Here is a 13,346-nt window from a genome sequence, read left to right on the forward strand (position 1 = left end):
CGGTATCGCCGAGCTGCCTGTTAGCGTGTCGCTCGACATAGACCGACCAGACCGAGGACTGAACTCATGACTGCGATGACCGTCGCCACGGACGCCCAGCGTCCTCATCCGCATCAGCTGTTCCTTCATCTCTCAAAGGTCTCACCATGTCTTCATCACCGAAAGAAATCCCACTCGCGCACCTGATCAAGCACGGTTGGGGTGACCGCGTGGCACACGCGTTCGCCCCGTTCGCCGGCCCGAGCACGGTCCCAGGGCGCGTTGTCTGCGTGTACCGCGGCCAGTGCGACGTCGCGACCCCAACTGGCACGATTCGGGCGGATACCCGGCCGCTGACCGGTGCCGATCCGGTGTGCACCGGCGATTGGGTGGCCATCGAGGGGGCGTCGTCCCCACGGGTGGTCGCGGTGCTACCCCGAAGCAGTGCACTCGTTCGGTCAGCGGCGGATCGCACCTCCAGACATCAAGTGTTGGCGGCCAACATCGACACTGTCGTGATCGCCGTGTCGGCAGCGATGCCGGTCAGGAGTGCGCGCATCGAACGCCTGCTCGCCGTGGCCTGGGACAGCGGCGCGACGCCTGTCGTCGCCGTCACCAAGGCCGATCTCAGCGACGACCCTGCAGCTTTCGCGGCCGCAGTCTGTGCAGTGGCACCGGGCGTCGAGGTCGTTGTCACCAGCGCGACAACGACTGCCGGGCTGGATTCACTTCGGGCGGCGCTGAACGGCACCGCGGTGGTGATCGGGCCGTCCGGCGCGGGCAAGTCAACACTCGCGAATGCCTTGCTCGGGGTGGACGCCATTGCCACCGGAGCGGTGCGGGCAGCCGACGGCAAGGGGCGGCACACGACCGTGCATCGAGAATTGCATTCGTTGCCGGGCGGCGGCGTGCTGATCGACACCCCGGGACTACGGGCGCTGGGTATCGCGGATGTCGGTGCCGCGCTCGAGAGCGTCTTCAGCGACATCGATGAACTTGCGAGGCGTTGCGGTTTCCGCAACTGCACGCATCGGACGGAACCGGGTTGCGCAGTCGGTGAGGCAGTCGACGCGGGCCAACTCGCCGCGGATCGGCTGCAGCGTTATCGCACCTTGCAACGGGAAAGTGACTGGGAAGCATCGCGTTCGAGCGTGCGGAAAGCCACGGAGCGTAAGAACCGCGACAAGTCCATCAGTCGCGATCAGCGGGCGATGTACCGGTTCCGCAACCGTCAGCGCTGAATCCGGCAGCGAGCCCGACTCCAGCGATTGCTGTGAATGCTCGGGAACTTTCTGCCCAGCGCGGTGCTCTTACCTACACAACCGAGAACGACCCCCACCGCACAGCAAAGGACACCTCATCATGAGCATCGAAAACTACGACACCAACGCAGACGGATACATCGACACCGTCCTGACCGACACCAACGGCGACGGCTGGGCCGACGTCGAGGAATACGACACCAACTTCGATGGCTGGACCGACACCGTCATGACCGACGTCGACTATGACGGCTGGAGCGACGTCACCGAATACGACACCGACTACGACGGCTACTTCGACACCGTCGCAGCCTGAACCTCTTTTCCAAGCCCTGCCAAGCCCGCTGGTCGCGTCGCGATCAGCGGGCTTGTCTGTGCGGTAGGCCCTTGCCATCGTTTAATTACTCAGTTAGAGTAAAAGGCATGAACGTCTGGACGGCAGCAGAAGCAGTGGACCTGATCAGCAAGGCTCGCAGCGCATCTGACGTATTCGGATCAGATCCGGTGACACCGGCCGGCAAGCGTGCCGGCCGTCGTATACATCGCGTACTGATCGCCGCAGTCCATCCGGACCACGCTGCGGCCTCTGGCCTCGATCGCATGGTTGCGGCGCGGGCAAGCGCGGAACTGAACCGGCTCTACAACGCGTGGGTGGTGGATGAAGCGGACGTCCGGGAACCGCACGTTGTGGGGCCACGGAGCACCTACCGTTTGAAAGATCGGGTGTGGACGACGCCGGGCACCGTCGCGTACCGCGCTGCTGATCCGCGAGTGAGGATCGAGATCGCCCGGCGAGCCGGTGGCGGCGCACCGGTGCTCGGGCATCTGTGCGACGCACTCGCCGCTCAACGCATGGAGGCCTTCGTGCCGGAGATTCTCGAGTCGGCGATCACCGACGGCCATCCGTGGGTCGCCTACCGTTTGCCTGCGGGTATGCGGTCTTTGCGTGAGGTGTACGCCGCCTTCCCAGCGGGCCTGGACGGCCGCGACTGGGCCTGGATGGCTCGCCGGATTCTCATGACGTTGGCGGCTGCCAATCGCACCCACGGGGCTCTGACCCTCGACACGGTGCTGATCCATCCCGCTGAGCACGGCGTGATGCTCACCGGCTGGGAGCCTACGGGCCACGCCAGTGCCGATGACGGGGCGGCGGCCGCAGACCTGTTCGTAACCATGCTGAATGGTCGATCACCACAACAGGTCTCGTTCGCGCGAGCGTCCGAACGAGTATCTCCGGCAAAGGAACTACACGAATACGACCTGCTCCTGCGACGCCTGTACGGCCAACGCCGCTTTCGGCCGTTCGTACTGGCCCACCACTAGGTCCGGCGGCAACCAAACCACAGCGGCGTCCACTCCGGACGCGCTGAACGATGAAGGAGTATCACCATGGGTGGAGGATATTGGGACACGAGCGCCTACCAGGCGGCCGCAGCGTCACGTCGGACCGCCGGCGTCGATGACTTCGGCTACTCGGCCACGATGCGAAACGTCCCGCGTAACAAGCGTAAAGCCGCTCCGGCTCTTGACGTATACGGAGCCCGGACCCGCGAGGCGCGCGATTCGGATGAACACCCCACCTCGACCCCGATCGTCGTGCTGTTCGACGTCACCGGATCGATGGGACGGGTACCGGTGACCGTGCAGCGGCGCCTTGGTGATCTGCTCGGCTTGCTCACCAGGGGTGGGTACGTCGAGGATCCTCAGATCATGGTCGGTGCGATCGGCGACGACCAATTCGATGCCGTGCCATTGCAGATGGGCCAATTCGAATCCGACAACCGGATCGACGAGCAACTGCGGGACATCTACCTCGAGGGTGGCGGCGGCGGCGACAAACGCGAAGGCTATGCCCTTGCCGCGTACTTTCTGAACACGCGTGCGCAGACCGACGCCTGGGACAAACGCGGCAAGAAGGGATACGTGTTCTTCATCGGGGACGAGATGAACAAGCCGGTGCTGTTCGCAGAATCGGTGCGCCGCTTCATCGGCGATGACCTCACCGAGAACGTCGACGTCGGACAGGTGTTCCGACAGTTGCAGGAGAAGTGGAATGTCCACTACGTCTTGCCGAATCTCACGAGCTATTACAACGACCCGGAGGTCGAGGAGCACTGGCGGGCGCTTGTCGGTGAGCTGTTTCTCAAGCTCGACGATCCGGACGGTGTCGCCGATCTGATCGCTCTGACCATCGGCATCGTCGAGGACGCGATCTCGCTCGATGAGGGGTTGGCGGACCTGCAGAGCGCGGGGGCGACCACGACCGCCGCCGTCGGCACCGCACTTGCCCGGATCCGGACCAGCACAGACGTTGTCGTCGGTGGTGGCCGACTACCAGCGGATCTGTGATGAACGCAGCAACAAACGGTACCGGCCGGGGAGCGTTGCTCCCCGGCCGGACCGCCGGCGCACCCGTCATCGTCGTCGGACTCGGTTACGGCGATGAGGCCAAGGGCGCGACGGTCGACTTCCTGGCGTCGCAGATTCCCGACACAGCTGCCGTGGTGCGCTGGTCCGGTGGGGCCCAGGCCGCGCACAACGTGAGTCACGGCCCGCGCCACCACACGTTCCGACAGTTCGGGTCAGCGTCGCTGCTGGACGTCCGGACCATCCTGCGGGCCCCGATGATGGTGAACCCGATCAACCTCGCAGCCGAGGCTGGTGAACTCGAGGAACTCGGCGTCGTGGACCCACTCGGACTCATCACGGCAGACGATCGTGCCCTGGTGACGACCCCGATACACGTCGCGATGAACCGGGCACGAGAGATCCTGCGCGGCAATGCGCGTCACGGCTCGACGGGTGAGGGCATCGGCGAGACGTCGGCATACGCTCTCGCGGTTGCGGGACGGGCCCGTGCCGGTTCGATGGTCGGTAACTTCCCGGTACTCGTGGATGCTCCCGCAGTACCGGCTCCGACGCTGGCGACCCTGCAAAATCGCGCTGCGACGGTACAGGCCCTCGATGCTTTGGCTGCCTATGCGCAGCCACTGTTGGCGGCCGCCGGTGAGGGCGCACTGCACGAACCGATCGAGACGATCGCAGACGTACTGTGCGGCGTCGCCTCCCAGATCCGGATCACTGACGACGTCGACAACGAGATCGTCGCCGCGATGGCTGCGGGCACCGTCCTGTTCGAAGGCAGTCAGGGCGTGCTGTTGGACGAGTGGAACGGATTTCACCCGCACACCACATGGTCGACGGTCGTTCCCACCGACCTTGTCGAGTGGATCACCCGCACCGGCCATACTCCCTATGTGCTGGGGCTGACCCGCTGTTACGCCACTCGCCATGGCGCGGGGCCGATGCCCACCGAGGACACGAAGCTCCAGTTGCCGGACGTCCACAACCGAGAAGGGCTGTACCAGGGAGCCTGGCGAACCGGTCATCTCGACCTGCCCGCCCTGCGCTACGCGGCCGCGATCACAGGACGGATCGACGGCATCGCGGTCTCACACCTGGACATTCTCGGCGCTGCCGAACTCCAAGTGGCCGACACCTGGGACGGGAATCGGCAACCCCTCGCGCCGGTCCAGGCGCAGGACACGACGGCCCTCGAACAACTGGCCGCAGTCGCCTCCGCGGCGCGGCCCGACTACCGTCCACTACCGGTAGGTGTCGACGGCGTCACCGACCTGATAGCGGGAGCAACCGGAGCTCCCGTTGTGATCACCGCCGCAGGCCCACGTCGTATCGACAGGAGCATCCGATGTCCACCGAGCACTCAGGGCCCGACAAGAGCTTCCTGAGCATCGTCTGCGTCGACGTGGTCGCACTGACCTACGACCGCGTCGCGCGGCGTGTGCTGATCGGAACCCATCGCCGGGAGATCGCACCGTTCCGCGGCAAGCAGGCACTCCCCGGGGTCGTGGTGCACAGCGGCGAACGACTGCGCGATGCCGCAGGCCGCGCACTCGTGAAACTCGGGATCACCACGCCGACACCGGCGATGGGACAGTTGCGTACGTTCGATGAGCCGTCGCGTGACCCGCGGGGTCCGTCGCTGTCCATCGCGATGTGGGCGGCATTGCCTGATCACACCGTGCTACCGCAGGAGCCCGCGTTGTGGGTGCCCATCGACGCGGCGCCCCCGTTGGTGTTCGACCACAATCTGATGGTCGATGACGCCCGCGCGATTCTGGCGGAAAGGCTCTGGCGCGATGCCGATTTCACCCGCAACCTCACGGGGTCCGAGTTCACCGCGACCGACGCGGTGGCCATCACCGAGCAACTCAGCGGGGCCCCGCCGCATCGGGCGAATCTCAACCGCGAACTCGCACATACATCTGGTCTGATCCAGGCAGGTATCGCCGCGGGAACAGGTGGGCGGCCGCCGAAATTGTGGCGGTGGGAGGCGGTGACCCCGGCGGGGTCCACTCAACGCATGAGGTAACGCATGTCGCAGCTGTCGAATACGGTGCTACCTGTCGACCTCGGTGCCCGGGTTCCTACCGGTCCAGCGGCGGGGGATCAGACGTCAGAACGCACGACCTGTCGCCGTGCTGCCCTGCGGCCGATGATCACCCGGTACGTCCGCTGCAGCATGGTGGTGTGAGCGGTCTCGGGGTCCATCAACTCGTTCTCGGCCAACGGGCTGTCTTCGCCGTCGATCACATCGTGGTCGAACTCGACGAGCGTCTTGCCGTCGCCGCTATGTTTTTCGACTGCAGCGATGAGTGAGGACGTGTCGTCGAGGGTGCGCTGGAACTCGTCGGGATCGATATCGAGGTGCTCACCGAGCAACCGATTGCGTACACCCCGGATGGCGGTTCGCCGGTCTGCGGCGTCGACAGTATCGGGCCGTACTTCTACGGCGAGATCGCATTCGCTGTCGAATCCGAGCGATCGGTTGTTGAGGTTCGATGAGCCGACGCGCAACAGTTCGTCGTCCATGACCAGAATTTTTGCGTGGACGTAGATCGGTTCGCCGCTGCTGGTGACGGGATGGTATGCGCTGAAACGGTTTCCGGCATCGGCGCGCCACAGCATCTTGAGTAGGGTGTGACGGGCACCGTCCATGGTCTCTTGTTCGAGCCACCCATCTGCGTGCCGGGGGAGGACCAGCACGATCTCGGGTCCCTCAGGCTCGCGCAACCGTTCCGCCATGGCCTCGGCGAGCGTTCTCGATGCGAGATACTGGCTTTCGACATAGAGGTACCTCTTCGCGCCGGCGATGGCCGCGAGGTACAACGCCTCGACTTCTCGCGCCTCTTCGCGTCCGGGAATCGTGGGCAGCGTCCGGGCGATCGCCACGTCGACGGACCGCATCGTCGGCTCCAGGTCTTGCGGCCAGTGATCCGACACGGTGTCGGTGATCGGCTCGAGCACCCGTCCGGTCGCCGCCTTCCACCGGTCGCGGGCCATCTCTCCCACCGCCCGGGCGGCTGCGCCGTCGACTGCGGTGGTGGCATCGTGCCACGGGCCGTATGCCTTGCCGTTGGGTTTGGTGCGGTAGCCGTTGCGGTCACTGTGGTCGGACGTGTCCCACCGGTCGACAGTCATGTCGATACCGCCGCAGAACGCGATCTGGTCGTCGATCACCAGGATCTTCTGGTGATGCGCAGCGCCGACGGGGTGCGCTGTGTCGATCTCGAAGTGCAGTTTCCGGTCGGTCAGCCAATTTTCCACGAAGATCGGTGCCATGCCTCGGGTGACCGCGGCGAACGCGCCGAGACTCCACTTCAGGAGGTGGATCTCGAGGTCGGGGTTCTGTTCCGGGAGCCACTTGAGGAAGGGTCCGAGCCGGTTCGGACCGTCGAGGGTCTTCTCGGCCGGTTCGAGTTTGATGCGGGTGTCGAAATCCCAGCCGATCAGCACGATTCTGTGGCGGGCCTGCAGCATCGCGGCCTTGGCATGCCGGAAGTAATCCGCGGCGTCGACGATCACGGACAGGCGGTCGGCCTCAGCGATCTGCCAGCATGTTTCGCCGGGGACCAGCACAGGTCGTTCATCACTCACGGGTTACTCGGTTTCCTTCCGCGCGGCTGGTTTGGTGGATCTACCGACAGTCGCGCGTCGCAGCACAGTGGATCACCCGGTGCGCCGAGTGCCACGTACAGAGTAGAGGGTGGCAGCCGTCAATCCGACCTGCGCCGAGGTCTCAGCGATCGGCGATGGTCAGGGCCGCCCGCATTTGGCTGAACCGGAACAACGCTGGTTCGCCGATCTGTTCCTGGTAGCGCTCGATGACGTCGTCGACGAAGTGCCCCACCTCGAAGTCGGGGAGTCTGGCGGTCCAGTCGCTCGCGCCGACGGCGAACCACTGGGCGAAGTCGCCGGTCGAGTCGAACTGCCACTGCAGAGTCTGGGTCTGCAGGTCGGTGACGGTGAATCCGGCCTCGGTCGCGTACTCCCGGAACCGGCCGGGCTCGACATGAAAGTGCGGCGGCTCGTAGCCGGAGAAGTGCTTCTGCCAGCGTGGGCCCGTCGCGACCTCCATCGCGACGTCCTCGATGCTGCGTTGGTCGGTGGCGCAAACCATCTGGATGACGGCTCGGCCACCGCTGTCGAGACTGCGGGCGATTCCTCGCAGGGCGGTGGTCTGATCATGCACCCAGTGCAGCGCGTTGAAGGACACCGCGATGTCGAAGTCGCGGTCGAAGGGGAGCGCCAGGGCGTCGTCGACGTGAAATTGCACGCGAAGCTGATCTGCGGGCACCCGACCCAGCGCCTTCTCGATCATGCGACGGGACGCATCGACCCCGACCACGGATCCTCTCGGCAGCCGCTCTGCCAGCTGCATCGTGATGAATCCGTCGCCGCAGCCGACGTCGAGAAGGCGCTCGTCACCGGCGAGTTCTAGGCCCCGGATGGACGCTTCGGCAACCATCCGCTGTAGGGCGCTGACGTCCGAGTACCGATCGCCGTCCCAATCGACCACGTGCAACTCCTTCGAAGGCCCCCGAGGCACAATTGTGCCGCACCGGGACCGTCTGAGGCCTCGACTCTCATTCTCTTGACGCGACTGATCCCATCCGGCAGACGGTCCGCGACGAACTCAAGATAGATGCAACCGGAGAAGGGGTGCCGACGATGGCTTCCAGCGTGACTGCCAGACAGGGCGACATGCGGACACAGGGCGACATGCGGCATCGTGCCGCCGACAATCAGGTGCGTGCGCGGGTTCCGAACAACCGTCCCATCAGCAACGACAAGTTCATCGAGCTGGTCAATCCCGATGGCTCCGTGACCACGATCTGCCAGCGCGCCGACGGAACCATCGAGGTCCACACGGCAGCGATGGCGGTCTCAGGTCAGGCGATCGGCGTTCCAGTGGCCGGCTCCGTCCAAGCCGTTCCTTCCGAAGGTACTCAGCGCTGAATGCTCGAACCGGCGCGCCGGGTCACGTGAGTGATCTGATCCGGTTGGCGACGATTCCTGGATCGGTTGTGACCACCTGTGCGTAACCGGAACCGCCGACCACGAACAGATTGCGATCGTCGATCGCCACAAGGCGGGTCCGACCCCGCTGGCTGGGTCCTATCGTCGCGTCGGTGACCGCGAGATCGCCTTCGGTCTCGATGAGCTGGATGACACCACTGCCGCCGCTGATGGCCACTGATCCGCCAACCCGAACGATCGACAGAACTGGTCCGACACCTGACTCCGTCGGATCTCCAGGAGTCGGATCCCCGTCCCGCCACCAGCGCAGGCTTCCATCCGAACGACCGATCACGAGTGCCGTTCCGTCCGCTGAATAGGTCAGAGTAGACACGTCCCCGTCACCAACCTGTTCAGCAGTGCGGGTGAGGCGGCCATCTGCGGATACGTGCCACTGCGCGATGGCGCCGTCGACCCCGCCGATCGCGATGGTGTCGCCGGTCGGATCGAACGCCAGCGCGTTGATCCAGTGCCCGGCCAACGCAGCGTCTGACCGTGCCACCAGTCCTTGGTCGGTGACCGCCCACGTCCCGATCGCGTTGTCCGTGGTGGTGGTGGCCAGCAGCGTTCCTGACGGATTGAAGGCAAGATGGTTCCGAAAGCGGTTGTCCAAGAGGCGGGTTGGCCCGATCTGCCGGGGCGATTGTCGATCGGTGAGATCCCATAGAGCGAGTGAGCGCCCCGCGATCGTGGCGATCAGTCGACCGTCACCGCTGAGTGCGGTCGACGAGAAGCGCTGCTCGGGTAGCAGTGTCGTGACCATGGGGCGTCGGGGGTCGAATGTATCGGCAAGAACCGTCACGCCGTCGTCGAACGTCGCGACGCAGAGACTGATTTCGACTGCGCAGCTGGGCTGCTGACCCTGGCCGGCCGCGCCCGGCACCAGCCCGTCGGGTAGCTGCCATCGGAGCGGTCCGCCGTCGGTGGCACTCACGAGGCTGTTGTCATCGAGGAACCGGGAGGCGTAGATCGGCGTTCCCTGCGCCCGCAGCGGCACTCCCGTCAACAGCGGGTTCTCCGGACGGGAGACGTTCCAGACGTGAATGCTGCCGTCGAGGCTGGACACGGCGAGCTCGGAACCATTCGAATTGAATGCGGTGGACCAGACGGCCGCAGTTGGCCCTTTCAGTGGAGTGCCGATGGGTGTCAACGATGCGCCATCGATCGACCAGAGTTGGGTCTCTCCGGAATCATCGGCCGACGTTGCGAGAGTTCCGTCGGGAGCGAAAGCGACGGAGTGGACGCCGGAGGTGTCGGCGAATGTCTGCTGCGCTCGCGGTCTTCGGGGGTCGGTGACATCCCACAAGGTCATCGTGTGGTCGTCATTTCCGGTCAGGATCAGGGGACGAGTGGGATGCCAGGCAATCGTGCGTGCGGGCGATCCCCCGGTGGGCGACAACGACAGTTCCAGCGGCGCAGTGTCGTCGGCAACATCCCACAAGGTCATCATGCCCGCCCCGTCTGTCGTTGCCAGCAACGGTTGCGTGGGCGAATAAGCGACGGTGAAGGTGGCCTGCGATCCCCGCGTCTCCACTGTGGCGGAGCCTTCGATCCCGCCCTGATCGTCGAATCGCCACAATCGGACCGAGCCATCGGCCCCGGTGCTGGCCATACCCCTTCCCCGCGGATCGAATGCTGTCGTCGTGGTGTAACCCGCATGTGCGTCGGGAACCACTGCGAGCTGGGTCGGCGGGGAGGTGTTGCGCCACAGCTCGATCGAGCCGTCGGCTCCGGCGAAGGCAAGTACGTCACCGTTGCCGGCCACGCTCCAGGCAGCCCCTGCCGGATCCGGGAAACGTTGGTAGAGGCCATCGGCCTGGGTCGCCAGCACCCGCGCGACGATCGACTGATCAAACGGATACTTGGACAGTGCCTCCGAGGCGAGACGTGCGGAGGCCGTCGGGTCGGTCATGGCGGAGCGATCGATCTCGGCCAGGGTTGCGTCGCGATTGGCCAGGTCCAGCGCCCGCGCAGCATCGTTGCTCTTCATCGTCGCCAGCAAGCCGGCGACCAGGGCGATGGTCGCGAGCAGGGTGACCGAGACCTGGGCGATGCGGCGTCGGCGGTGACTCCGCTTCGCGCGACGGCGCGACGTCTCGAGAAACTCATTGATGCCGGGTCCCGGGGTGCCCTGGTGATCGAGCCACTGCTTCGTCGAATTGAGCTGTGCGTCACGGTAGAGCAAGCGGGGGTCCCGCCCACTCGCCTCCCACTGCTCGGCGTCGACTTCGACGTACCGGCGGATGGGAGCCCACTCGCGCTCGGCGCAGACCCAATCACGGAGCCGTGGCCACGAATCGAGGAGTGAGCGGTGCGACAACTCGATCTGATCGTTGGACAGGACGAGTAGTCGCTGATCGAGGAAGTGATCGGCGACGTCGGTGGCGCGGACGTCATGGCGGTCGAAGGTCTCGAGCGATTGGACGGGCGTCCGAATCGCCACGACCGACCCGTCCGGAGTGAGGTGCACCAGTTGTAAGAACACGTGCCGGGCGACTTCCTGCTCGTCAGGAGTCAGCCTCACAAATGCCCCTTCGGCAACGGTGGAGACGATGCCCGCGATCCCGCCCGTGCGCTGGTAGGCGGCGATCGTCAGCGATGAGGACTCCCGCGCTTCCCAGGTCTGGCGCATGAGCAGCTGCAGCATGGCCAGTGGCGCGACGTTCCCGGTCTCGGCGGTGAGATCTTTGATGATCAGATCCGAGAGGCCCGTGGCGACCGCCACGCCCCGTACCTTCGCCGGCTTCTCGATGATCTGAGGGAAGCCCTCGGGCGCGACCGGCTTCACCACGATCGATCGATGCTCGAGCGCTTCGGCGAAGGGTTGATCCCCGAGCGCCCGCCCATAGAAGTCGGCGCGCAGGACAGTGACAACGGCCGCCCCGGACCAGCTTCCCAGGCTGTGGAGGACCGACAGGTACTCAGCGCGATCCTGCGGGTTCACCTCGGTGTACAGGTCTTCGCATTGGTCGACGACGATGAGGACGACTGGGCTCTCGCGTTGCTCGAGCGCGGCAATGATCTCCGTCGCCGACGCGCCATCGGGCCCGATCTCATCTGCCACTCCGAGGCCGGTCAGCAACTCCCTGACCGGGTCGGAGCCCGGCCGCATCGAGGTCATCGTGCAGGACACTTTTCGCCTGCCCAGGTACAGACCTGCTCCGGTGGCGAGAGGGCCGATCCCAGCGTTCAGCAGGGAGGTCTTCCCGACGCCCGCGGCACCGAGCACCATCGTGATCCCGGCCCCGGGCGTGATCTGCCGATAGAGACGTTTGGTCAATTCCTCCCGGCCGAAGAACACGTCGGCATCCTCGGCCCTGAAGGGAAGCAAACCCCGGTACGGACATTCCTGAGAATCCGACTCCGGTGCGGCTATGGAATGTGAGGTCCACAGCATTTCCCAGTCGTCGAGCTGGCGGCGATAGGACTCCGGATCGGCTCCGCGTTTATCGGCGATGTCGAAGAGGGCCAGCAGATATGGCCGGAGATCGTCGAATTGTCGGGGCGAGGACACGCCACGCCGCCAATCGCTCAGACGTTGCGTTCCGCCGCGGGCCCCGTACGACCTGGCGCGCCTCGCGACGGCTACCAGGATCGGATCCCCGGCGGCAGCGAACAGCTCGACCAACCACGTATTGATGACTTCGCGACGTGCTCGCAAACGGTCCCCCAACCGACTCATCAACCAGTTCGTTACCCCGGTTCACAAGCTACCGGACTATTGCGATCATCCGGAACCTAACCGGAGGCGTCCAAAGCGGAAACATCAGAAGTTGCCGCTGAACTGCACTTTCCCCCGTCCTCCGCTGTGGCTGTCGCCGGTCGGCGATCAAATTGATCTGCGTCCATGTGGTCCACCCGACTTGCGAACAGCCTGGTCCGGACACAGCGGCGTAGCACCCGGTGGCCGAATGCCTCGGTGCCGGTACCGAGAGAAATGAAGGGAAATCGAATGATCGACAAGAGCATCTCGCTCGCCGAAGAAATCGATGAGCAACATTTCGATGGCGTCGCTTACGGCGCGTGCACCACGAACACATTCACCCTGTCCGACTTCCTCGGAAACGACGGTGGTTGGTGCACGTTGACCAAAGAATCCCAGAACAACTGCCAGTAAGTGGCGTTCGAACATCACGGAGAGGTGTGAAACATGGCAGTAGACAAGGCCGGGCGGTACGACGAGTCCGAATTGATCGCACTGAACGAGACCGAAGCGGCGGGTGGCACTCATCCGACGACCATCAGCCTCGCATCTGCACTGTCCGTCGCGCTGTGCCCCACGTTCAAGTGCACCGGCGTCGACGGTGGCTGCGGCTAGCACAAGGAGAAGAACATGATTTGCAACAACATCGAGAAGGCGCAGGAAGCCGATCTCATCGCTCTGGCGGATGAGCAGGAGTCCGACGCCCATGCCGGCACGATCAGCATGACCAGTCTGGTCGAGACCATCTTGATATCGATCGTCACCGCGGCCTGACCACAAGAGTCAATCACCAGTAAGGAGCTCGACAATGCCCTACAGCAATATCGAAAGAGTAGACGAAGCAGAGCTGATCGCCCTGGCCGACGACCGGGATTCCGATACCTACGGTGGAACTCTCACTGTCACCAGCCTGCCGGGAACAACCATCATTCCCGTCTCGATCATCGTGACCAAGGCCTGACCCTCGGTTGCGTCGGCGCGGGCCGGTGCCTGGACGTGTCATCTGGCTCCGGCCCGCGCCT

Annotated in this window: 14 protein-coding genes; 11 read left to right on the top strand and 3 right to left on the bottom strand. The window is 64.7% G+C overall.

Annotation, left to right across the window (positions count from 1 at the left end; all coding sequences use genetic code 11):
- Positions 1 to 146: 146 nt before the first annotated feature.
- From rsgA to DFR67_RS09475, 6 genes are all read left to right on the top strand, one after another.
- Positions 147 to 1,220 (top strand): ribosome small subunit-dependent GTPase A, encoded by a 1,074-nt coding sequence (gene rsgA / locus DFR67_RS09450; RefSeq protein WP_110469299.1) that lies wholly within the window; start codon positions 147 to 149, stop codon positions 1,218 to 1,220.
- Between the two features lie 121 nt (positions 1,221 to 1,341).
- Positions 1,342 to 1,557, top strand: coding sequence for a hypothetical protein (locus tag DFR67_RS09455; protein ID WP_110469300.1), 216 nt, complete (start codon positions 1,342 to 1,344; stop codon positions 1,555 to 1,557).
- A 107-nt stretch (positions 1,558 to 1,664) separates the two neighbouring features.
- Complete coding sequence (locus DFR67_RS09460) at positions 1,665 to 2,564, top strand: hypothetical protein (RefSeq protein ID WP_110469301.1); 900 nt, start codon at positions 1,665 to 1,667, stop codon at positions 2,562 to 2,564.
- Positions 2,565 to 2,630: 66 nt separating this feature from the next.
- Complete coding sequence (locus DFR67_RS09465; protein ID WP_110469302.1) at positions 2,631 to 3,590, top strand: hypothetical protein; 960 nt, start codon at positions 2,631 to 2,633, stop codon at positions 3,588 to 3,590.
- The gene (locus tag DFR67_RS09470; RefSeq protein ID WP_110469303.1) at positions 3,590 to 4,990 is read left to right on the top strand and encodes an adenylosuccinate synthetase; all 1,401 of its coding nucleotides are present in this window, start codon (positions 3,590 to 3,592) and stop codon (positions 4,988 to 4,990) included. The genes DFR67_RS09465 and DFR67_RS09470 overlap by 1 nt, the downstream gene beginning before the upstream one ends.
- On the top strand, positions 4,951 to 5,634 hold the full coding sequence (locus tag DFR67_RS09475) for an NUDIX hydrolase (protein ID WP_110469304.1): 684 nt from the start codon (positions 4,951 to 4,953) through the stop codon (positions 5,632 to 5,634). The genes DFR67_RS09470 and DFR67_RS09475 overlap by 40 nt, the downstream gene beginning before the upstream one ends.
- 77 nt (positions 5,635 to 5,711) lie before the next feature.
- Here DFR67_RS09475 and DFR67_RS09480 read toward each other — a convergent pair whose 3' ends face one another.
- Positions 5,712 to 7,199: a phospholipase D-like domain-containing protein gene (locus DFR67_RS09480; RefSeq protein ID WP_110469305.1), complete on the bottom strand. Its 1,488-nt coding sequence runs from the start codon at positions 7,197 to 7,199 to the stop codon at positions 5,712 to 5,714.
- Between the two features lie 142 nt (positions 7,200 to 7,341).
- Complete coding sequence (locus tag DFR67_RS09485) at positions 7,342 to 8,121, bottom strand: class I SAM-dependent methyltransferase (RefSeq protein ID WP_110469306.1); 780 nt, start codon at positions 8,119 to 8,121, stop codon at positions 7,342 to 7,344.
- 152 nt (positions 8,122 to 8,273) lie between these two features.
- Between DFR67_RS09485 and DFR67_RS09490 the strand changes: the two genes are divergently transcribed.
- On the top strand, positions 8,274 to 8,561 hold the full coding sequence (locus DFR67_RS09490; RefSeq protein ID WP_158539933.1) for a hypothetical protein: 288 nt from the start codon (positions 8,274 to 8,276) through the stop codon (positions 8,559 to 8,561).
- Positions 8,562 to 8,583: 22 nt separating this feature from the next.
- On the opposite strand, the gene DFR67_RS09495 is transcribed toward DFR67_RS09490, so the two are convergent.
- A complete protein-coding gene (locus DFR67_RS09495) occupies positions 8,584 to 12,303 on the bottom strand; it encodes an nSTAND1 domain-containing NTPase (protein ID WP_110469308.1) in 3,720 nt (1,239 codons plus the stop codon).
- Between the two features lie 270 nt (positions 12,304 to 12,573).
- Between DFR67_RS09495 and DFR67_RS09500 the strand changes: the two genes are divergently transcribed.
- The 4 genes from DFR67_RS09500 to DFR67_RS30470 are packed head-to-tail and all read left to right on the top strand — an operon-like array spanning position 12,574 to position 13,285.
- Complete coding sequence (locus DFR67_RS09500; protein ID WP_084839579.1) at positions 12,574 to 12,738, top strand: plantaricin C family lantibiotic; 165 nt, start codon at positions 12,574 to 12,576, stop codon at positions 12,736 to 12,738.
- A gap of 33 nt (positions 12,739 to 12,771) precedes the next feature.
- Positions 12,772 to 12,939, top strand: a complete 168-nt coding sequence (locus DFR67_RS30760; protein WP_168187149.1) for a class II lanthipeptide, LchA2/BrtA2 family — start codon at positions 12,772 to 12,774, stop codon at positions 12,937 to 12,939.
- 15 nt (positions 12,940 to 12,954) lie between these two features.
- Complete coding sequence (locus tag DFR67_RS30465; RefSeq protein WP_158539934.1) at positions 12,955 to 13,098, top strand: hypothetical protein; 144 nt, start codon at positions 12,955 to 12,957, stop codon at positions 13,096 to 13,098.
- A 34-nt stretch (positions 13,099 to 13,132) separates the two neighbouring features.
- Complete coding sequence (locus DFR67_RS30470) at positions 13,133 to 13,285, top strand: hypothetical protein (protein ID WP_158539935.1); 153 nt, start codon at positions 13,133 to 13,135, stop codon at positions 13,283 to 13,285.
- The last annotated feature ends 61 nt before the right edge of the window (positions 13,286 to 13,346 follow it).

This window comes from Williamsia limnetica (assembly GCF_003217475.1).
Lineage (GTDB): Bacteria > Actinomycetota > Actinomycetes > Mycobacteriales > Mycobacteriaceae > Williamsia > Williamsia limnetica.

Bases quoted from the DNA above. Each gene is read 5' to 3' on its own strand.
- DFR67_RS09490 (WP_158539933.1), top strand. From the start codon at position 8,274: ATGGCTTCCAGCGTGACTGCCAGACAGGGCGACATGCGGACACAGGGC.
- DFR67_RS09500 (WP_084839579.1), top strand. From the start codon at position 12,574: ATGATCGACAAGAGCATCTCGCTCGCCGAAGAAATCGATGAGCAACAT.
- DFR67_RS09470 (WP_110469303.1), top strand. From the start codon at position 3,590: ATGAACGCAGCAACAAACGGTACCGGCCGGGGAGCGTTGCTCCCCGGC.
- DFR67_RS30470 (WP_158539935.1), top strand. From the start codon at position 13,133: ATGCCCTACAGCAATATCGAAAGAGTAGACGAAGCAGAGCTGATCGCC.
- DFR67_RS09465 (WP_110469302.1), top strand. From the start codon at position 2,631: ATGGGTGGAGGATATTGGGACACGAGCGCCTACCAGGCGGCCGCAGCG.
- DFR67_RS09455 (WP_110469300.1), top strand. From the start codon at position 1,342: ATGAGCATCGAAAACTACGACACCAACGCAGACGGATACATCGACACC.
- rsgA (WP_110469299.1), top strand. From the start codon at position 147: ATGTCTTCATCACCGAAAGAAATCCCACTCGCGCACCTGATCAAGCAC.
- DFR67_RS30760 (WP_168187149.1), top strand. From the start codon at position 12,772: ATGGCAGTAGACAAGGCCGGGCGGTACGACGAGTCCGAATTGATCGCA.
- DFR67_RS09460 (WP_110469301.1), top strand. From the start codon at position 1,665: ATGAACGTCTGGACGGCAGCAGAAGCAGTGGACCTGATCAGCAAGGCT.
- DFR67_RS09495 (WP_110469308.1), bottom strand. From the start codon at position 12,303: ATGAGTCGGTTGGGGGACCGTTTGCGAGCACGTCGCGAAGTCATCAAT.
- DFR67_RS30465 (WP_158539934.1), top strand. From the start codon at position 12,955: ATGATTTGCAACAACATCGAGAAGGCGCAGGAAGCCGATCTCATCGCT.
- DFR67_RS09475 (WP_110469304.1), top strand. From the start codon at position 4,951: ATGTCCACCGAGCACTCAGGGCCCGACAAGAGCTTCCTGAGCATCGTC.